Raw genomic sequence first — 18,268 nt, 5'->3', positions numbered from 1 at the left:
TATGCTGGGTAATCTCTTTTCACAGCTGGGCGATAGCCTCTACCAGCATTTCAACGGTATGGCGGGCTATGACTTGCTGTGGCTGGCAATAGGCCTGGCAGGCCAGACCATGTTTATGATGCGTTTTATCGTGCAATGGATTTATAGCGAGCGCCACGGGCAAAGCCTGATCCCTGTTAGCTTTTGGTACCTGAGCCTGGGCGGTGGCCTGATAGTGCTGGCTTATGGTGTACATAGGCTAGACCCAGTCATTATTCTGGGGCAGTTACCGGGCACGCTGGTTTATAGCCGCAACCTGATGCTGATACACCGCCAGCGCAAGGCTGGCTTGCAAACGGAGCTGGCATCATGAGCCGCATTCTACTGACGGGTGCGGCTGGTTTTATCGGCCACCATGTAACGGCTGCCCTGCTGGCCCGTGGCGAGCAGGTGTTGGGCGTAGACAATCTCAATGATTATTACGATGTCAGCCTGAAGCAGGCCCGCATGGCTCGATTGCAAACGCTACCCGGGTATCAGGGATTCAACTTTGCCCAGCTGGACTTACGTGACGCAGAAAAGACAGCGGCCATGTTTGCGCAATATCAACCAGAATTGGTCATTCATCTGGCGGCGCAGGCCGGGGTCAGGCACTCATTGCAGGCCCCGCTTAGCTATGTAGACAATAACCTGCTGGCTTTTACCAATATCCTCGAAGGCTGTAGGCATGGCAGTATCAAGCATCTGGTTTACGCCAGTTCTTCCAGCGTTTATGGCGGCAATACCAAGCTGCCGTTTTCTGAGCAGAATGTGGTTGACCACCCGGTCAGCCTTTATGCCGCCACCAAGAAAGCCAATGAATTGATGGCGCATACCTATAGCCATTTATATCAATTCCCCACCACGGGCTTACGCTTTTTCACTGTTTATGGCCCTTGGGGCCGCCCGGACATGTCGCCATTTTTGTTTGCCGATGCCATCCTCAACGGTCGGGCGATCAAGGTGTTTAATCACGGAAAAATGTTGCGTGATTTCACTTATATAGATGACATTGTTCAAGGGGTACTTAAGGTGCTGGACAAGCCAGCGACCCCGCTCACCAGCACCGCGCCTTATCGCATTTTTAATATAGGCAATAGCCAGCCTGCCCCTTTGCTGGACTTTATTGCCCTGCTGGAGCAGCACCTGGGGAAAACTGCGCCCAAGGAGTTTTTGCCCATGCAAGCCGGGGATGTGCCCGCCACCTATGCCGACACCGCCGCGCTGGAAGCATGGGTAGGGTTTCGTCCGCAAACGCCACTGGCCAGCGGGCTGCAACGCTTTTGTGACTGGTATCAGGATTACTACGCTACCACGCAGCCTCAACTAGCCCATGCCTAATACTCTCAAGCTAGCACCACATTACTGGGCCTGGCTGTTGCTCAGCCTGTTACTGGGCACCAGCCTGCTCTCAGGCTTGCAGGCGCGGCCTTTATATAAGGTGCAGGAGGTACGCGTGGCAGAAACCGCGCGCGAAATGCTGCTGAGCGGGGATTACGCCATCCCCAGGCTCAATGGCGAGTTGCGGCTGCAAAAGCCACCGCTGCCCTATTGGCTGAGCGCCGCCAGTTATCAGTTGTTTGGCGTCTCCGCCTGGGCTGCGCGCTTACCCTCGGTGCTGGCTAGCCTGCTCACGGCTTTGCTGCTGTTTGAATGGCTGCGGCGCAATGCTGCGCTGCCGTCAGGCACGGTCAACGATGCCAAGACACAAGCACGCTCGCACTATGCTGCCGCCATCAATAGCGCTTTGGTGCTGGCCACCAGCTTTCTTGCCCTACGCTATGGCCGCAGTGCGGAAGCAGATGCCGGGCTGATGTTGTGGATTAGTGCCGCCTGTTTATGCGGTTATCAGGTGGTAACGCAGAATCAGGTAAAACCTTGGCCTGCCCTGGGCCTGGCCTTGTTCAGCGGGCTGGCTTTTCTCAGCAAAGGCCCGGCTGGCCTGGCTATCCCGCTGCTGGTGACCGCTGGGTTTGCTGTGCTTGAGCATAAGCCAGGCGCTTAGCCGCTTTGCTCAACTGGCGTTGTCTGCTGCTGTTGTTATTGGTCGCCGGGGCCTGGTATGGCTGGCTTTGGTTGACCATGCCTGATCTGTTGCAAAGCTATGTTGGCAAACAGGTAGACGAGACCTTTATCAGCGGCAATCACGCTCAGCCTGCCTGGTGGTATCTGGCGCATATCTGGGAGTTTTTCATGCCCTGGATATTGCTGCTGCCCGCGGCTTTGTACAGCTTGTATCAGGATTACTTTGCCCAGCGTAAAGCCTCAATACCGCTGCCGCTGAAATTTGCCACGCTCTGGTTATTGGTCGTACTGGTGTTGCTGAGCCTCACCGTCAACAAGCAAACGCAATATGCCTTGCTGTTGGCACCGCCACTGGCCATTGTGCTGGGGTATTTTGTTGCAACCCTGAATAAAAGGCGCTGGCTGCGCTGGAGCTTGTATTTGGCGGTACTGGGCTTAGGCATTGCGCTGATTGTTGCCCTGGGTAAAACCCTGGGCTGGAGTTTTAACTCAGCGCACGCTCAATCCATATTCTCGAACAATCTTTGGCTGGTGCTTATGCCGGGCATCATGGTGCTGCTGGCGGTGCTTAACTGGCGCGTAGTCATACACCCATTGGCCACGCCAGTGTTGCTGATCAGCATGCTCACCTGTCTACTCTACAACGTCAGTGAACTACAGCGCAGCCAGCAAACCGACAAGTGGGATGCCCGCAATATGATGCTGTCCATCATGCAGGGGCATGATTTACAAACCCAAAATTTACAAACCCAGAATTCACAAACCCAGCATTTGCAATCTCAAGCCTTGCTGCAGCTAGCGCCCGGGGATGGGGCTTTATCTTTCTATAGCCCAGGCATAGTGGCAGTGATAAAACCTGAAGCTATTGCGCCAAAACTGGCACATGATGGGCATTTGTTGATAATAGGCACGCAACAGCCTACCCTGCCTGGAATCACCGCATTGCCGCTGCGGCAGGTGGGTGAGTTCACGCTATGGCAACTCAGCCTGGCGCATGCCCCCTCTAGTTCAAGCAAGTAAGTTCAAGTGAATAAGCCGCAATAAGCTGCCTTGTTCTGCACTTTAGCCCTGCATTCTCAATGCTAGGCTAAAAAGCCACGGCATTAGTCCGTGAAAAGGACTAACAAGGGAGCGCAAAAATGCAGATCAACACGCAATTCAATGCGGGCTATTTAAACGCCATTGCCGCACAAAACCGTCCCCTGCCGCAGGCTACAGGCAGCACAGGGGCAACGGGAGCTGCGGCTGGCGCATCCAGTGTGGTGAATATTTCCAGTGCCGCCAGTGAGCTGGAGGCGTTTATGAAAATGTCTGAAGCCGAACGCATGCAATGGATTTGGCTGCACAGCCATGGCGTGACGCCAGAGGAGTTTGCGGCGATGAGTGATGACGAAAAGCAGCAACTGCTGGACCAGATGAAAGAGGAACTCAAAATCACCATGCAGGCACAGCCTCGGCAAGCGCAGCAATCCCAAGATGCAACGCGCGCTCAGAATGAGTTGCTATAACGCATTAGCGGGTGGCAGAGTTTCTATAACGCATTAGCGTGTGGCTGACTTGCTTTAGCTCATAGCTGCTGCATGAGTTAGTCGCATAACAGCCCACGACGGCTCCAGAGTACTTTCCCACTTTCCGCGCATGACAGTGGATTCAAGTTTGTTGTAAAATGCGCCCTCCTTTTGGGGAGTAGCCTGCTTCCAAGTGAAGCGCCCGTATCAACATTCTCGGCTTAGGTCGTGGTACGGGCAGCCTGTCTGGTTGGCGAGACCAAAGTGGTGATCAGCAGTGCGGTTGGGCGGCCTGATCTCCATTTTGCGTATGCCCAACCCTAGTCTGAAGTTTATCCATGAGTTTTTTATCTATATTGTTTCTTGCATTGGCCATGTCGGCTGATGCCTTTGCTGCTGCCATAGGCAAAGGCGCCATGTTGCACAGGCCACGCCTGCTGGAGGCGCTGCGTACTGGTTTGATTTTTGGGGTGATAGAGGCAATTACGCCACTGGTGGGCTGGAGCGCCGGGCGCTTTGCTGCCAATTACGTCACCGCCTGGGATCACTGGATTGCCTTTGCCATACTCTCCGCACTGGGCCTGCGCATGATCTGGTCTGGCATCAGGCCCAGCCACGAGGAGCAGGAAAAGCCGCGCAGCCATTCCTTTGTGCTGCTGGCGATGACCGCTTTTGGCACCAGCATAGACGCCATGAGTGTGGGCGTCAGTCTGGCCTTCCTCGACGTAGACATTCTGCCTGTTGCCATTGCCATAGGCTTGGTGACCTTTGTCATGGTCACCATAGGGGTGATGCTGGGCCGTATCCTGGGCGGTGCCTCGCGCCGCACCGTGGAAGTCATAGGCGGTTTGATTTTGATCACCATAGGCGCGCTGATACTGCACAAGCATCTGATGGGCGCGGGTTAAGCTAGTAGCAAGCCTTATATCTCTTTAAGTTTATACTCAACTTAAGATGCGCGTTTGATCTCGCTGTCAGGCGTAGCCGCTGTTGCAGGCACTTGCTTGTAGGTCATGGTGCTAATGTGCGCCAGTTAGCCACTTTATCCCAGGTGTGGATATGAATATCCAGACTGCGGAAAAACTGCAAAGACTCCTGTGGCAAGGCCGGGCCTATCAGCAAGGGCACGCGGATATGGGAAAAGCCAATCACATTGCGTAAACGCCGCTTCACCAGCCAATAACCCAGAAAGCGTTGTAACACCGTACCATCTGGCCGCAGTGCATAAGTCACCAGCCTGCCAGCCAGGCTATCCGGCAGGGGCAATTGTGCCTGATCAGCCTTCCAGACGCTCATAGGTATCGCGCGTGCCTGCCACCAGGGTAGGCTTGAGTTCACGCCTGTCATCATCACGTGTGTCTATGCTTTGCGGGAAATTCAGGGTAAAACCTGCGGTGAGCCAAGGTGCCAGCACATAGCGCAAATAGCCACTGGTGGCGAAAACTCTGGCGGCCAGGGCTTGTTCATGCCGCCCCAGGCGCTCGGTAAACACCAGCTGCCTGCCCTCTTTCACCAATTCCTCATGTCTGAAATGTTCCACTTGCACCTGCCGCAAGCCATTGAGCCTATACAGCGCAAACGCGGAATGCTCGGCCTCTGCCAGCGGTGCCCGGCTCGCAGGCCGGGCTTGATCCAGCAGGCGCTGATAATGCTGCACGCGAGCGCTGGCATGGCCTGGCAATGGCTCGGCATGAATAATCTGCGCATCGGCACGGCTATTGGCCTGCGCCTGTGCAACCTGCTGCTGCGCTTCAGCAAAGACAAACCCAGGCTTCAAATGATCCAGCAGCAAGCTGAGTGTCTCACTCTCCAGCGAGGGGTCTATGGGGGCGGCCACGCCACCCAGCCATTGGGCAGCGAGCGAGAGCAGCAAGGCCTCGCGCCTGGGGTGGGTCAATAAAACCAGAGTATCGCCCACACCAAAACCCAAGCCTGCCAGGGCATCAACCAGTTTGACGATTTCGGTCTGCAAGGCTTTCCAAGACTGCTCATGCCAGACACTTTGCTGCTTATGCCGCAGGGCAATACGCCGAGCTTGGGTTTCGGCATGGTGTATCAACCAGTGCGGTAAGGTATTGCTTGCCATCGCCCTTCCTTTCTTATGAGTTGCCGTGCTTTTGCACGGCTATATGAGATGGCCGCTTGGCCACTTCATTTTGTGATCATGCTGCCTCAAGGCGTTTGCTGCTGTTGTTTGGGCGGCACAATATCATTGGCCACCATCTCACCTATAGGGCCATCCAGATGCTTGTCGGCTTGTGAACCATAGCCTGGCAACAACGGGAACAATAGCTCTGCAACACGGTAAGACTCTTCCAGATGAGGGTAGCCGGAGAAGATGAAATACTCTATGCCCAAGGCCGCATACTCTTGTATGCGCTGCGCCACTTCCTCGGGGTTACCCACCAGGGCAGTGCCAGCACCGCCGCGCACCAGCCCTACCCCGGCCCAAAGGTTGGGCGCTACCAACAAGCGGTCGCGCCGCCCGCCATGCAAGGCCGACATGCGGCGTTGCCCTTCTGAATCAAAACGTGCAAACGCCTGCTGCGCCTTGCTGATGGTGTCATCGCTGAGATGCGAGATCAGGCTATCGGCCGCTTGCCAGGCTTGCTCGCTGGTTTCACGCACGATCACATGCAGGCGTATGCCAAATTTAAGCTGGCGACCAACAGCCGCCGCTCGTGCGCGCACTGTGGCGATTTTCTCTGCCACTGCGGCCAGAGGCTCGCCCCAGGTCAGGTAAACATCAATCTGCTGCGCTGCCAGCTCCACCGCCTCGGGCGAGGAGCCACCAAAAAACAGGGGTGGGTAAGGTTTTTGCACCGGGGGGTACATGGTCTTGGCATTGCTGACCTTTATGTACTCTCCAGCAAAATCCACCGTCTCGCCTGCGGCAACCCCGCGCCAGACCTTGAGAAATTCATCCGCCTCGGCATAGCGCTCAGCATGGTCAAGGAAATTGCCATCGCCATGCTGCTCATCAGGGTCGCCTCCGCTGACCACATTGATCAGCAAACGCCCATTGGAAATTCTATCCAGTGTAGCCGCCATGCGAGCCGACACCGTGGGTGAAATTACGCCAGGCCGTATTGCCACCAGAAATTTAAGCCGCTGGGTAAAGTTGACCAGCGAGGAAGCAATCACCCAGGCATCTTCGCAAGAGCGCCTGTCGGGATTAGTACCCCCTTGAAACCCAGCTCATCGGCAGCCTGGGCCACTTGTCGCAAATAGTGGTGGCTGACGGCGCGGCCACCATGGCTGGTTCCCAGATAGCGGCTATCACCGTGCGTGGGAATAAACCAGAAAATCTCCATCCTGCAATCCCTGAATCTTGTATCGTTTAATCCAGAAGTTCTGCAAGCTCCATGCCACAGCACAAGTCCTTGTTTTACATGAGGCTGTATTCATTCCAAGCAAACCTCTGTTGCATTGGCAGCATGTAAGCTAGGCTTTGTTTCCCAATCAACAGCTGAAAATGGCTATATTGGCCGAATTTGCTGCCACAGCAGCAGTTGATGCTGGCGATGACGACTTAGAATGACCGTCGCATTGCTTGCCGAGAGCCTTGCCTGGCGATGGCACAATTGCTGCTAAAGAACATTTCCCAAAACTGCGCGCCAAAACACGGCAAGCGAAGTTGATCTTGAATTTATCTAGAGCTGATCAAGACATGAAATAGGTAGCATCCCTGGCAGTTTTAATTTAATCTGCCCCCTTGCGCGGAACAAGCGCGGCTTCAGCATAAAGCATCACCGATATGAGCACGATCCGAAAAATATCTTCCTCTGCCCTACCCACCAAGTACGGCCAATTCATTATCCATGTATACCAAGACGAAAAAACCGGGCAGGAGCACGTAGCCCTGGTGGCCGGGCATGTGCTCAGCAATGAAAATGTGCTGGTGCGTGTGCATTCTGAATGCCTGACTGGCGACATTTTTTCATCCAACCGCTGCGACTGCGGTGAACAGCTGGTACTGGCACAAAGCCTGATTGCCGAGGCTGGCCGGGGCGTGTTGCTCTATCTCAAGGGCCATGAAGGCCGTGGCATAGGCCTGGCTAACAAGATACACGCTTATGCGCTGCAAGATCAGGGGCTGGATACCGTTGATGCCAATCTGCACCTGGGCTTGCCTATAGATCAGCGTAGCTATGAGGCTGCCGCCGATATCCTGCGTGACCTCGGCGTGCAGTCACTACAGTTAATGACCAATAACCCAGACAAGGTCAGCAGCCTGCAAGAGGCTGGCCTGGTCGTTACGCAGCGTATTCCGCTGCTGATACAACCCAATCAGGATAACGTGCAATATCTACTGACCAAGCGCGATAAGCTGGGGCATTTTATTGCTGAGGAAACTGGGCCAGATTTTGGTGAGCTTTAATTGGCTTAGTTGCAGTTAGCCTGGATTGGCACTGCGGCTGATCAGTGGCAAAACTGGAGAAAACAAAGGGGGCTATGCCCCCTTTTTCACACTTGCAGCCTTGATTGCTGATGAACAAACGCTAGCTGAAAGCGCGTTTTACATGATGCAAGTGATAACCGTGCTGCTGAATATCCTTGAGAATCAGCCCAGAATCATAGCCCGGCTGGTGCACATCGCCTTCAACATCGATGGCAGATGCCTGGTGAATCAACTTGGCATAATCCGGATCTGGGATATCGACCTTGCTGATATCGCTGCCTGCTAGAACCGAAAGATACTTATTGCTGCTGGTGGCGCTCTTGTAGATATCGATCTTCATGATGACTTCCATCCTCACTTCAGGTTAAGTGACCCGGGGTTAAATGTCATGTCTTCCCCGGGCAAGATTAAGGTACTCGCCCTGGTACGACCGCAACAGTGATGAGAAGTGCCGAAAATATTGTAACTAGTGTTTAGCTACGCCCAACTCCAACGGCATGGAGACTTCTGTACCAGAGGCAGAGACTTGCTTGGGCTCCAACAGCTTGAGCCTTTCGGCAGGCAAGCCTTGCTCAACTTGCAGATACTGCTGCACGGCTTGCGCCCTGGCCTGGGAGAGCGTGGGTAGCCAGGCAGCCTCTACCTTGGTATTGCTGACCAGGGCTTCAAGCATTTGAGCGTATTCATATTGTTGCGCCTCTTGCTCGTCTTTATCCTTGGCATAGTCTTTGGCCTGTTTACGTAAAGCCGCCACTTTTTCATGGCTGAGCTGCTCACGCACCAACTTGCTCAAAGCCAGGCGTATACGGCTATTACCCAGATCAACAGGCCCAGCCTGCTCGCCGGGGGCTAATTTGACCCCGGTCTTGGCGATCACCTGATTGCGCACAGATTGCTCTTGCAAGGCGCGGGCATCACGCTTTTCATCAATCACAGGGGCAATCGACAGCAGCAGATTGGGGCGTTTGGCCAAGGCGGTGCTCAGTGCCTTGAGCTTTTCCTGCTCTGGCGGTGCCAGCTTGGCGCTACCCGTATCAAACACCAGCGCTTCCAGCTTGTCTGAACCCAGGCCCAGCAGATTGCCCAAGGCACGGAAAGGCGAGGTCACAATTTTGCCCAAGACATTCACCAAGGCTTTCCATACCACCTTGCCATAACTGAACTCAGGGTCATCCAGGCTGCCTGAGACTGGCCAGATCAAGATCGATAATGCCATTGCTGTCTTCCAGCAAGGCTATCGCCAGATCCAGCGGCAGATTCACCGCATCTTCGCTCTCAACCTTCTCACCCAGCTTGAGTTTGTTGATGACAAATTTGTTTTCTCCGGCCAGCTTGCGCTGCTTGATCTTGTATTCCAGATCGACAGATAGCTTGCCCGCATCTATGCGCCTACCCGCAAATTTGCCCGAGTAAGGCGTGAGGCGGTTCATTTCCAGATTGCGGAACACCAGCTTAAGGTCAGTAAATTCAGTTGCCTGGAACGGCTGTACAGCGCCACGTATACGCGCAGAACCAAATTCATCTACCTTGCCATCCAGCTCTACCTGCGCGGTAGCGCGTGGCTCACTGGATAAGCCGTTGATGACACCAGAGAGGCTGTTGATATAAGTACCAAACTGCGGCCGTAGTGAGAGATCGGCAAACTCCAGCTGCGCCTGATCTATGCGTATGCGCTCTATGGCGATGGCAAAGTCAGGCTTGGCAGCCGCTGGTTCTACAGGCGCAACAGGCTTGCTCTCAGCCTGGGCAGGCTTACTTTTGGCTGTCTTGCCAGTGCGAGACAGCGCTTTTTTAGCCTGGGGTTTTTCTGTTTGAGACTGTGCCGTTGATGGCGCTGCTGCCTGGGCTAGTGGAGCTTGCCCGGCAGATTGCCCCTGATCACGCATGATGCGCTTGATGTTGAGGCTTCTATCCTCATAGATGATGAATTTGCCCTTGGGCTGATGTATTTGTAGCTCCGCCATGTGCAAGCTGTGATTGCTCAGGGTCAGGCTGTTGCTGAGCAGGCTGTGCCAGCCCAGGAAAGGTTGGCCGCCCTCTTCCTCAGTGATATCCAGCTTGTCTACACTAAAGCCGCCCTTGTACTCCATATCCTTAGCCTGCTTGAGGCTGAGCTGACCAGCGCTATTGAATTGTCCGGCATTGAGCTTTAGCAGCGCCGCCTGATTAACATAGGGCGCAAACGGCAGCAGGGAAAGCTCACTCAGTTTTAGCTTGAAATCGGCATTGAGCGTGGCTGGTGTCAACTTGCCATCCAGATTGAAGCTACCGCCCTGCTTCACCTTAAAGCCCAGCTTCACTGGCAAGGCGCGCTTGGTATCCAGGCTAAGCTTGCTTAGCTCCAGGCCCAGATTATCCAGGTCTAACTTCACCGCTTGCTGCGGGGTTTGATCTTCGATATGCAGCGCGGCATTTTGCAGGGCCAGGCGTGCCAGTTCTACATTCCAGGCAGGTGCTGCTGGGTCTGCCGTATTGCTAGATTTAGGCTCGGCAGATTGTGATGTTGCATTCGCTGTCTGCAGCAGATTTTGCCAGTTGATGCCATTGGCGCTTTTGATGATATCGGACTGCAAGCCTTGCAAGGTGATGGCGGCTATATCCAGCTTGCGCTGCGACAAATCCAGCTTGCCGCCACTCAGGTCTATCTTGCTCAATGTGGCAACAGGCTTTTTCTCCTGGCCGGAACGCACTTGCAGCGGGCCTAGCGTGCTATTGAGTTCGCTGACTTCTACATTGCCGTTTTGCGCAGCCAGCTGCAGATTAAGCTGGAAATCCTGCGCTGCTAGTTTTAAAGGTTGCTTGAAGCTTTTATCTTCAAAATCCAGCGCAAATTCTTGCAGCGCCAACTCATGCAGCACAACATTAAAGCCAGCTTGATCAGCCTCCGCGGCTTGATTTTGCTCTGGCTGGGTATCAGACTTTGCAGCTTGCACTTCTTCAGGCTGTTGCACTGCCTGCTGTAGCCACTGCCAATTGATTTCACCATTGGCATCCCGCACTGCATGCAGATTGCCACTGGCAAGCTTGACGCTGGCAATATCTAGCTGCCGCGCTTGCAAATCAAAACCCAGGCCATCCAGTTGCACTCTGGGCAGCTCAAGCAGCGCCACCCCGGATTGGCTCAAGCCTAGCTCGTGCAACTCAAGTGTCAGGTCTTGCAAATGCAGTTGCGGCTGTGGCGTGCCCAGGTATTCCAGGCTGGGCAAATTCAATTGCGCCTGCTGCAAGCGCAATGCCCCTGCCTGATCACGCGATTGCAGCAGCGTTGCCGTCAAGCCTTCCAGCAGCATGGACAGCTTGCTGACCTTGACATGCGGCTGGTCATCCTTGAGCACAAACTCATAATCCAGGCTGGTTTTCAGGCTACCCTCATTCAACCTGATGGGCAGGGTTCCAGGTGGCAATACTTTCAGCAGCTTGGCCAGGCGCAAGCCTTCCAGCTCTACCTTGCCATTGGAGAATAAAGGATTCAGACCAAGCTCACCCTTCCACTTCAGCGTGCCACCTTGTTCCGGCAACTTGGCCAGGATAGCGTAATCACCTAAATCTTCAGGCAAGGTGGAGAAGCCATCCAGCTCCAGATCAAGGGGTTCAAGTACCGCGCGGAAGGTCTCGGCGCGGTTATTGTCTATATATTCAATATCGCCCTGCGCAATCAAGAGGTGGTCTATCAGTAGTCGCGCCATGCCTTTTTTGGGCTCGTCGTCCGGCGTTTCATTGAGCTTGGCAATCAGGGCTGACCAGTTGCTGCCTCCGCCCTTGCGGCTTTCAAACGTGAGGTGGGGTTTGCTTAACTGCACGTCCTTGAGGCGCCAGGACCAGCGCATGATGCCTGAGACTTCCAGATCGGCATGCAAGCGCTCCAAGCCTGCCAGCGAGCTTCCCTCAGACGTGGATAGATTCAATTGCTCCACCGTCAATGCCAAACGCAGCGGGTCAAAGCTGACACGGCCTGCGCTCAGCTTGCTGGCCAGCTTGTTTTCACCCACCCAGGGCAGCACACGCTGCGCTATCGGGTTAACGGCAAAATAGCCCAGCAACAAATATGAGACGATAAAACCTGCCGTCATCATGACAGGCAGGCTTAGCAATAGGGTTTTGGCTCGGCTTGGTATCTGCTTGAGTATTTTGTTCATACAGTCACGCTAATCACTCAGGTTTTTAGACTCGCTCCACAGGGCGCGCGAGGTAAAACCATTCACTGCCCGGCTCTGCGCCTGGATTGGGGAAAACGATATAGGCCAGTTCTTCCGTGCGTAGCTCGCTGCCATCGGCGCGCGTGCCAATCAGTGTGCCTGGCGCTAGCTGCTGGAAACTTTGCCATTCCTGCGCTAGTTGATCCCCGGCACTGAGCCTATCGACCACCGAGAACAAACGCAGGGTTTGACGCTCGCTAACCGCTGCTGGCGCATAGTCATCAATCAAGCCCAGCCAGGCTAAGGTATTGAGTATGGCGCGATACGCCACCTCAGGCGCAGCCGCATCATCATGCTGGCCGCACTCCAGCGTCAGGCCATAACCACCCTGGCTACGCATGTATTCGGTTGTGCCTACGCCAAAGGCAACATCATGCTGCGCTGTTGTGCCTATTGCTGACTGTCTGCGCCTGACGCCAGCGGCATAGGTATCCAGCCAGCCATCAACAAACAGTGAAACGCCTAGATGCCGCGCTAGAGATTCTTCCTCGGCATCATGGGTAAAAGGTTCTAGCTGGCCTTGGTTGTTCTTGGGGCCCAGCATGGCAAAAGGTGCACCTGCGGTATGGAATGAATGCAGATCCAGCAGGACTTCATGCTGGGCCAGCAAGGGGCATAGCCAGTTGGCCACATGATCCTCAAACTCGACAGGTGTGGCCGTGGGGAACAGTTTGCGGTTAAGGTTGCGATCACCACAACGTTGCTGCAACTGCCGCGCCTTGGGGTTGCAAACCGGGACAAAGGTTACGCTACCCTGGCGGATGGTCAGTTGACCTTGTTGCAATTCGGCGATGACTCGCTGAATCGCCTCGGTACCACAAGCCTCGTTGCCATGAACACCGCCGAGCACGATCAGGCGTTTGCCTGGTGCAGCCCCTGTGAAATTGATTGATTGAAACTGATAGCCCATGCTGGATTATTACCGCTTAGCCCTGCTTTATGCAAACCAGAGTTGCCCTGACAGGCGCTTGGCGCTTGCTTGCTGACGGCTCAGATAAGCTGGTATGGCAAATTGGATTAATGAGTTGCAGCGCTGCTATATCAGGAGCCACCACAATGTTTCAGGCAAATAAAAAGCCGGGAATCCCGGCTTTGATTCAATACTGAATAATGACTTAACGATTATTGAAGAATGCAATATTGACGCACTTATCATTCACAAAAGTCAGTTCTATGGTTTTGTAGGTACGCTTGGGATCGTATTTCACCAAGTCCTTGTAGTACCACATTTCCACTTCGTCAGGCTTACCCTGTTTTTCAGTCGGACGGCCAATGACATTGGATGCATTGCTGGGCTTGACGGACTGCTCTTTCTTCAAGGGTTGACCAAGCTGCTTGGCCACTGCCTCACGGGTTTTATTGCCAAAGGTTCGCAAGAACTCATCTTCGGTATAAGTGGTTTTCTTGGACTCGGCTGCCACTGGGGCAGTAAACGCAACACAGGCCAACAAGGCGCCGATAACCAGCCAGAATTTCTTGTGCAACACCATTACTGCTACTCCTTCTTCCTCAAGGTTTACCAAGCCTGTGACAGGCTCTTGTCATTAAGATTCAGCTATATCTAGCTGAAGGCCATCATACCCTACATGCACATTAGGTGGCAGCATTTTGCTCACGGCTTGATACTCCATCTCGTGCGTCATATGAATAAGATAGGTCTGCTTGGCACCGATTTTTTCGGCATGTTCCAGGCTTTGTTCCAGGCTGAAATGGGTGTAGTGCGGGGTGTAGCGCAGGCAGTCCAGCAGCAAGACATCCAGGTCTTCAAGCAAAGGCAAGGAGCTATCAGGAATAGCCGAAGCGTCGGTCAGGTAAGCCAGCTTGCCCAGACGGTAGCCATACATCTCCAAACGGCCGTGCAGAATGGGGATAGGCGTGATCGTTGCGCCAAACAGTTCAAATGGCTGCTGTACCGGGTTGACGCTCAGTATAGGTAAATCCCAGTAATCGCTAGGTTCACGGATGGCATAGCCAAATTTGGCAACTATATGCTCCATGGCATCAGGCCTGCCGTAGAGGGGAATCTGGGTACGCTGGCGTTGGCAGAAAGCGCGCAGATCATCAATGCCGTGCAGGTGGTCAGCGTGGGTATGGGTGTAAAGCACGGCATCCACTTGATTTATCTTTTCCCGCAAGGCTTGTTGTCTGAGATCAGGCCCGGTATCAATGAGGATATTGCGGCCATTATCCAGCGTCAGTATTGAGGAACACCGGGTGCGATGGTTGCGGGGATCTGGGGAGTTACAAGTGCTACACTGGCAGCCTATCACTGGCGTGCCAGCGCTGGAGCCCACCCCCAGCATGGTCAGGCGCATGGGCGCGCATCCTTGAACAGACGGAAGAAATTGGCGGTGGTGGCCTGCTCAACTTCCTGATAGCTGATACCACGCAAATTAGCGAGCTCTTCCGCCACATAGCGCACATAGGCGGGCTGATTGGTTTTGCCACGGTAAGGCACAGGGGCCAGGTAAGGGGAATCGGTTTCCACCAGGATACGATCCAAGGGTATTGCCTTGGCCACTTCTTTGATGGACAGCGCGTTCTTGAAGGTGAGAATGCCCGAGAACGAGATATAGAAGCCAAGCTCTATGGCCGCTTGTGCCACTTGCAGGCTTTCAGTGAAGCAGTGCATGACGCCGCCCACTTCATCAGCATGCTCTTCACGCATGATGCGCAGCGTATCTTCGGCGGCGTTGCGGGTATGGATCACCAAGGGTTTGTTGGCCTGCCTGGCAACACGGATATGTCTACGGAAGCGTTCACGCTGCCATTCAAGATCACCCTGCAAGCGGAAATAATCCAGACCAGTCTCGCCTATGGCGACGACCTTGGGATGCGCGGCCAGAGCCAACAAATGTTCATCGCTATACTCAGGCTCATCTTCGTAATCCGGGTGTACGCCGACCGAGGCAAAGAAATTGTCATGGGCTTCTGCCACCGCCAATACTTCAGGAAAATCTGGCAAGGTTACCGAAATACACAAGGCGTGGCCCACGCCCTCGCTCTGCATGGCAGCACGTAGCGCGGGCATATTGTTGCGAAATTCAGGAAAGTTGAGATGACAATGGGAATCGACCAGCATAAAACTTCAATTCTGTTCTGGAGTTAGAGAAAGTGAGACTGCAGTCTCACATGGTATGCGTTGGACGTTGCGATTTGAGGGCATTGCCCAGCAAGGCTTCAATCTTGTTCTTGGCTTCTACCCCGCCGTCCTTGTCGCTGAGCTGCACCCCTACTCCCTGTGGGCGATTGCCATGTGCTACCGGGGTGATCCAGACCACGCGCCCAGCGACCTTGAGTTTAGTGGGGTCATCAAGCAGGCTGATCAGCATAAACACTTCATCGCCCACATTGAATGGCTTATTAGTCGGGACAAACAGGCCTCCGCCTTTGATAAAAGGCATATAGGCCGCATACAAAGCCGCTTTTTCCTTGATGGCAAGTGACATGACACTAGGTTTCGGGCCTTGGGGGAGATCAGTAGTATCCTGCATGGTGCGGTTTTCCTGCTCGCTGGCGTCAGATTATCCGGGAAATAGCTTGCTGTATTGCAGCATCAGCGTTTCAAGTTGCAGCTCATGATTGAGGGGATGGGTGGCAGAACGCCGTGCATCATCCACCTGGCGCTGGAACGTCAACAACGCGCTCAAGTCTACGCTCTTGCCCAGGGCTTGCAAAGCCACTTGCTGCCGTAAGTGGTAGCGTGGCTGCACCTCTAGCCTGACTGCCAGCAGGTCGTAAATCCATTTTTGCAGCGCTGTCATCACTTCTTCCATACCTAAAGCCGCAAACTCACTGGCGGCCTGGAAAGGATCCAGCTTCTGCCCTTGTGCCAAACGCGTTGGCAATGCCTGCATACCGCCTGCACTGGCCGCCTCTCTTGCTTGCAAGGGCGAGCCACCCGTATAGGCCAGCCATTGCTCAGCGTCTGCAAGTTGCTGCTGCGCTAGCCATGAGAGTGCCTGCTCGGTGCTGGGCGCAGGCATTTCCACCTGTTGGCAGCGGCTGATGATGGTGGCTAGCAAGCGTTGCGGATGACTGGTCACCAGAATAAACATGACGCCAGGTGGCGGCTCTTCCAGCATTTTAAGCAAGGCATTGGCCGAGGTTTGATTGAGTGCATCCGCAGGGTGAATCACCACCACGCGCAAGCCTTCATTCTGATGGCTGGAAAGCTCAAGAAAGCCGCCAAGCTCGCGCACCTGCGCCACGGATATCTGTGTGCTCTTGCGTGCTGGTTTTTTGCTGCTGGTATTTTCGTCCGGCGTTTCTTGCTCAGGGGTCAGCAGGCGGAAATCTGGGTGGCTATTTTGCTCAAACCAGCCACAACTGGCACATTGGCCACAGGCATAGCCATCCGCTACAGGCTCATGGCAGAGCAGTGACTGGGCCAGGGTGACGGCAAAATCCAACTTGCCTGTGCCCGCCTTGCCTTTCAGCAGCAATGCGTGATGTCGGCGCTGCCGTGTCTGCTGCAGACGCTGCCAGCTAGGGGCATGCCAGGGATAGCGCTCGCTCATGCAAGTGCCTGCAATAGGGCAATCACTTCCGCCCTCACCGTTTCCAGTGGGCGATTGCCATCAATAATGCGGAAGCGTGTTGGATGAGCCTTGGCGCGAGACAAATAACCCTCGCGTATTTTGTGGAAGAACTCTGCACTTTCACGCTCGAATTTGTCTGGGGTACGCGCGGCGGCCAATCTGGCTACGCTGACTTCTACTGGCACATCAAACAGCAAGGTTAAATCAGGCTGTAAGCCCTGCTGCACCCAGTGCTCAAGCTGCTCCATTTTGGTCTGATCTACACCACGGCCACCGCACTGATAGGCAAAGGAAGCATCAGTGAAGCGATCTGAAACCACCCAGGCACCACGCGCTAATGCCGGGGCAATGACCTGGGCAATATGCTCACGCCTGGCTGCAAACATTAACAAGGTTTCGGTTTCAGCATGCATGGCTTCATGCAAAAGCAATTCACGTAGCCGCTCACCCAGGCTGGTGCCGCCAGGCTCACGCGTGCTACAACTTCTACGCCTTTGTCCTGCAAGGTTTCCAGGATGGCGGCGATATGCGAACTCTTGCCCGCACCATCCATACCTTCCAGCGTTATAAACTTACCGCGCATTACCGCCCCTTAACTGATAACGCACCACAGCACGGTTATGCTCGGTCAGGGTGCGGGAAAAATGATGGCTGCCATCACCCTTGCCAACAAAATAAACGGCATCGGTCTGCATGGGATGCAGGGCCGCATTAATCGCTGCCATGCCTGCCATCGCGATTGGCGTTGGTGGCAGGCCTGAGCGTGTATAGGTATTGAATGGCGTATCTTTGATCAGGTCACGCTTACGCAGATTGCCATCAAAGCTTTCGCCCATGCCATAAATCACGGTGGGGTCTGTCTGCAGGCGCATACCCATACGCATGCGGTTGAGGAATACGCCAGCGATCAGAGGCCGTTCGCTGGCCTTGCCCGTTTCTTTTTCCACAATGGAGGCCATGATCAAGGCTTCGTAGGATGAAGTATAGGGCACGGCAGGATTGCGCTGCTGCCATGCGGCTTCCATACGGTTCTGTAATGCAGTGTAGGCGCGCTTCAAGATATCTTGATCACTCATGCCGCGACTGAAGTAATAGGTATCCGGGAAAAACATGCCTTCAGGCAAGGTGCCAGCAGCGCCTATATTGCGCATGATTTCTTCATCGGTATAGGCCATGGTCAGGTGGCGTACCGATTCGTGGTTATTAAGCGCCTGACGCATCTGCGCGAAGGTCCAGCCTTCAATGAAGGTAATGCTGTCCTGGCTGACATTGCCATTGCTGAGGTTGATAAACAGCTGATAAGGCGTCTGGCCGGATTCAAGCAGGTAATTCCCGGCTTTGATGCCGCCAGCCATACGCATGGCGCGCACCAGCACAATAAAGCTCCATGGCTCTTGCAACATGCCTTGATCCACCAGTTGCTGGGAAATACTTCTCAGGCTGCTACCGGCTCGCAGCTCAAACGCAACTGTCTCGCTGGGAAACTGCAGCGGTGTGGTGACAAAGTACGCCATCCAAGCCGCAAAGGAGATCACCAATAATGTCAGCAATAAAAACAGATACTTCAGAAAACGCATG

The 18,268-nt window shown here is 54.3% G+C and carries 21 protein-coding genes and 1 pseudogene; 7 read left to right on the top strand and 15 right to left on the bottom strand.

The annotated features are described in order from the left end of the window. The first annotated feature begins 1 nt into the window (after position 1). The 6 genes from JCM2850_RS03145 (at position 2) to JCM2850_RS03115 (ending at position 4,459) form a co-directional block, all read left to right on the top strand. Positions 2-352, top strand: coding sequence for a lipid-A-disaccharide synthase N-terminal domain-containing protein (locus JCM2850_RS03145; RefSeq protein WP_025869742.1), 351 nt, complete (start codon positions 2-4; stop codon positions 350-352). Next, positions 349-1,359 (top strand): NAD-dependent epimerase, encoded by a 1,011-nt coding sequence (locus JCM2850_RS03140; RefSeq protein ID WP_025869741.1) that lies wholly within the window; start codon positions 349-351, stop codon positions 1,357-1,359. The genes JCM2850_RS03145 and JCM2850_RS03140 overlap by 4 nt, the downstream gene beginning before the upstream one ends. Further along, the gene (locus JCM2850_RS03135; protein ID WP_025869740.1) at positions 1,352-2,023 is read left to right on the top strand and encodes an ArnT family glycosyltransferase; all 672 of its coding nucleotides are present in this window, start codon (positions 1,352-1,354) and stop codon (positions 2,021-2,023) included. The genes JCM2850_RS03140 and JCM2850_RS03135 overlap by 8 nt, the downstream gene beginning before the upstream one ends. Positions 2,024-2,028: 5 nt before the next feature. Beyond that, positions 2,029-3,063 (top strand): hypothetical protein, encoded by a 1,035-nt coding sequence (locus tag JCM2850_RS03130; protein ID WP_025869739.1) that lies wholly within the window; start codon positions 2,029-2,031, stop codon positions 3,061-3,063. Positions 3,064-3,182: 119 nt separating this feature from the next. Next, positions 3,183-3,551: a hypothetical protein gene (locus JCM2850_RS03125; RefSeq protein WP_025869738.1), complete on the top strand. Its 369-nt coding sequence runs from the start codon at positions 3,183-3,185 to the stop codon at positions 3,549-3,551. 338 nt (positions 3,552-3,889) lie between these two features. Continuing rightward, entirely contained in the window at positions 3,890-4,459 is a 570-nt protein-coding gene (locus JCM2850_RS03115; protein ID WP_081774923.1) for a manganese efflux pump MntP, read from the top strand. A 103-nt stretch (positions 4,460-4,562) separates the two neighbouring features. Here JCM2850_RS03115 and JCM2850_RS20210 read toward each other — a convergent pair whose 3' ends face one another. From JCM2850_RS20210 to JCM2850_RS24230, 4 genes are all read right to left on the bottom strand, one after another. After that, a complete protein-coding gene (locus JCM2850_RS20210) occupies positions 4,563-4,847 on the bottom strand; it encodes a hypothetical protein (protein WP_051525235.1) in 285 nt (94 codons plus the stop codon). Next, positions 4,828-5,637 carry an AMP-binding protein gene (locus JCM2850_RS16730; protein WP_051525234.1) on the bottom strand — a complete coding sequence of 270 codons (810 nt, stop codon included), beginning with the start codon at positions 5,635-5,637 and terminating at the stop codon, positions 4,828-4,830. Before JCM2850_RS16730 ends, JCM2850_RS20210 begins: the two co-directional genes overlap by 20 nt. An 86-nt stretch (positions 5,638-5,723) precedes the next feature. Continuing rightward, positions 5,724-6,695, bottom strand: a complete 972-nt coding sequence (gene ssuD / locus JCM2850_RS16725; protein WP_439645842.1) for an alkanesulfonate monooxygenase — start codon at positions 6,693-6,695, stop codon at positions 5,724-5,726. Beyond that, a complete protein-coding gene (locus JCM2850_RS24230; protein WP_439645841.1) occupies positions 6,692-6,865 on the bottom strand; it encodes a hypothetical protein in 174 nt (57 codons plus the stop codon). Before JCM2850_RS24230 ends, ssuD begins: the two co-directional genes overlap by 4 nt. A 443-nt stretch (positions 6,866-7,308) precedes the next feature. Between JCM2850_RS24230 and ribA the strand changes: the two genes are divergently transcribed. Next, positions 7,309-7,932: a GTP cyclohydrolase II gene (gene ribA / locus JCM2850_RS03095; protein WP_025869736.1), complete on the top strand. Its 624-nt coding sequence runs from the start codon at positions 7,309-7,311 to the stop codon at positions 7,930-7,932. 121 nt (positions 7,933-8,053) lie between these two features. Here the strand turns inward: ribA and JCM2850_RS03090 are convergent, their stop codons facing one another. The 11 genes and pseudogenes from JCM2850_RS03090 to mltG all read right to left on the bottom strand — a co-directional run bounded on the left by JCM2850_RS03090 (position 8,054) and on the right by mltG (position 18,267). Next, complete coding sequence (locus JCM2850_RS03090; protein ID WP_025869735.1) at positions 8,054-8,293, bottom strand: hypothetical protein; 240 nt, start codon at positions 8,291-8,293, stop codon at positions 8,054-8,056. 126 nt (positions 8,294-8,419) lie between these two features. Continuing rightward, the gene (locus tag JCM2850_RS22315; RefSeq protein ID WP_234406051.1) at positions 8,420-9,169 is read right to left on the bottom strand and encodes a DUF748 domain-containing protein; all 750 of its coding nucleotides are present in this window, start codon (positions 9,167-9,169) and stop codon (positions 8,420-8,422) included. Beyond that, positions 9,123-12,089, bottom strand: a complete 2,967-nt coding sequence (locus JCM2850_RS22310; protein ID WP_088177727.1) for a DUF748 domain-containing protein — start codon at positions 12,087-12,089, stop codon at positions 9,123-9,125. The genes JCM2850_RS22315 and JCM2850_RS22310 overlap by 47 nt, the downstream gene beginning before the upstream one ends. A 25-nt stretch (positions 12,090-12,114) precedes the next feature. Next, positions 12,115-13,059, bottom strand: coding sequence for a M14 family metallopeptidase (locus tag JCM2850_RS03080; protein WP_025869734.1), 945 nt, complete (start codon positions 13,057-13,059; stop codon positions 12,115-12,117). A 205-nt stretch (positions 13,060-13,264) separates the two neighbouring features. Further along, complete coding sequence (locus JCM2850_RS03075) at positions 13,265-13,639, bottom strand: hypothetical protein (RefSeq protein WP_025869733.1); 375 nt, start codon at positions 13,637-13,639, stop codon at positions 13,265-13,267. 54 nt (positions 13,640-13,693) lie between these two features. Continuing rightward, positions 13,694-14,464: an MBL fold metallo-hydrolase gene (locus tag JCM2850_RS03070; protein ID WP_025869732.1), complete on the bottom strand. Its 771-nt coding sequence runs from the start codon at positions 14,462-14,464 to the stop codon at positions 13,694-13,696. After that, complete coding sequence (locus tag JCM2850_RS03065; protein ID WP_025869731.1) at positions 14,455-15,231, bottom strand: TatD family hydrolase; 777 nt, start codon at positions 15,229-15,231, stop codon at positions 14,455-14,457. Before JCM2850_RS03065 ends, JCM2850_RS03070 begins: the two co-directional genes overlap by 10 nt. A gap of 46 nt (positions 15,232-15,277) precedes the next feature. Further along, positions 15,278-15,643 (bottom strand): PilZ domain-containing protein, encoded by a 366-nt coding sequence (locus JCM2850_RS03060; protein ID WP_025869730.1) that lies wholly within the window; start codon positions 15,641-15,643, stop codon positions 15,278-15,280. Between the two features lie 30 nt (positions 15,644-15,673). Then, complete coding sequence (holB, locus tag JCM2850_RS03055) at positions 15,674-16,669, bottom strand: DNA polymerase III subunit delta' (protein ID WP_025869729.1); 996 nt, start codon at positions 16,667-16,669, stop codon at positions 15,674-15,676. Then, positions 16,666-17,273, bottom strand: a pseudogene (tmk, locus tag JCM2850_RS16715) (dTMP kinase). The gene holB and the pseudogene tmk overlap by 4 nt, the downstream one beginning before the upstream one ends. Further along, positions 17,263-18,267: an endolytic transglycosylase MltG gene (gene mltG, locus JCM2850_RS03045; RefSeq protein WP_025869728.1), complete on the bottom strand. Its 1,005-nt coding sequence runs from the start codon at positions 18,265-18,267 to the stop codon at positions 17,263-17,265. The pseudogene tmk and the gene mltG overlap by 11 nt, the downstream one beginning before the upstream one ends. Position 18,268: the final 1 nt, after the last annotated feature.

This window comes from Methylobacillus glycogenes JCM 2850, from assembly GCF_000617925.1.
Classification (GTDB): domain Bacteria; phylum Pseudomonadota; class Gammaproteobacteria; order Burkholderiales; family Methylophilaceae; genus Methylobacillus; species Methylobacillus glycogenes.
This window is presented reverse-complemented; position numbering and strand designations above follow the sequence as displayed.

Bases quoted from the DNA above. Each gene is read 5' to 3' on its own strand.
- JCM2850_RS03145 (WP_025869742.1), top strand. From the start codon at position 2: ATGCTGGGTAATCTCTTTTCACAGCTGGGCGATAGCCTCTACCAGCAT.
- JCM2850_RS03140 (WP_025869741.1), top strand. From the start codon at position 349: ATGAGCCGCATTCTACTGACGGGTGCGGCTGGTTTTATCGGCCACCAT.
- JCM2850_RS03135 (WP_025869740.1), top strand. From the start codon at position 1,352: ATGCCTAATACTCTCAAGCTAGCACCACATTACTGGGCCTGGCTGTTG.
- JCM2850_RS03125 (WP_025869738.1), top strand. From the start codon at position 3,183: ATGCAGATCAACACGCAATTCAATGCGGGCTATTTAAACGCCATTGCC.
- JCM2850_RS03115 (WP_081774923.1), top strand. From the start codon at position 3,890: ATGAGTTTTTTATCTATATTGTTTCTTGCATTGGCCATGTCGGCTGAT.
- JCM2850_RS20210 (WP_051525235.1), bottom strand. From the start codon at position 4,847: ATGAGCGTCTGGAAGGCTGATCAGGCACAATTGCCCCTGCCGGATAGC.
- JCM2850_RS16730 (WP_051525234.1), bottom strand. From the start codon at position 5,637: ATGGCAAGCAATACCTTACCGCACTGGTTGATACACCATGCCGAAACC.
- JCM2850_RS24230 (WP_439645841.1), bottom strand. From the start codon at position 6,865: ATGGAGATTTTCTGGTTTATTCCCACGCACGGTGATAGCCGCTATCTG.
- ribA (WP_025869736.1), top strand. From the start codon at position 7,309: ATGAGCACGATCCGAAAAATATCTTCCTCTGCCCTACCCACCAAGTAC.
- JCM2850_RS03090 (WP_025869735.1), bottom strand. From the start codon at position 8,293: ATGAAGATCGATATCTACAAGAGCGCCACCAGCAGCAATAAGTATCTT.
- JCM2850_RS22315 (WP_234406051.1), bottom strand. From the start codon at position 9,169: ATGGCATTATCGATCTTGATCTGGCCAGTCTCAGGCAGCCTGGATGAC.
- JCM2850_RS22310 (WP_088177727.1), bottom strand. From the start codon at position 12,089: ATGAACAAAATACTCAAGCAGATACCAAGCCGAGCCAAAACCCTATTG.
- JCM2850_RS03080 (WP_025869734.1), bottom strand. From the start codon at position 13,059: ATGGGCTATCAGTTTCAATCAATCAATTTCACAGGGGCTGCACCAGGC.
- JCM2850_RS03075 (WP_025869733.1), bottom strand. From the start codon at position 13,639: ATGGTGTTGCACAAGAAATTCTGGCTGGTTATCGGCGCCTTGTTGGCC.
- JCM2850_RS03070 (WP_025869732.1), bottom strand. From the start codon at position 14,464: ATGCGCCTGACCATGCTGGGGGTGGGCTCCAGCGCTGGCACGCCAGTG.
- JCM2850_RS03065 (WP_025869731.1), bottom strand. From the start codon at position 15,231: ATGCTGGTCGATTCCCATTGTCATCTCAACTTTCCTGAATTTCGCAAC.
- JCM2850_RS03060 (WP_025869730.1), bottom strand. From the start codon at position 15,643: ATGCAGGATACTACTGATCTCCCCCAAGGCCCGAAACCTAGTGTCATG.
- holB (WP_025869729.1), bottom strand. From the start codon at position 16,669: ATGAGCGAGCGCTATCCCTGGCATGCCCCTAGCTGGCAGCGTCTGCAG.
- mltG (WP_025869728.1), bottom strand. From the start codon at position 18,267: ATGCGTTTTCTGAAGTATCTGTTTTTATTGCTGACATTATTGGTGATC.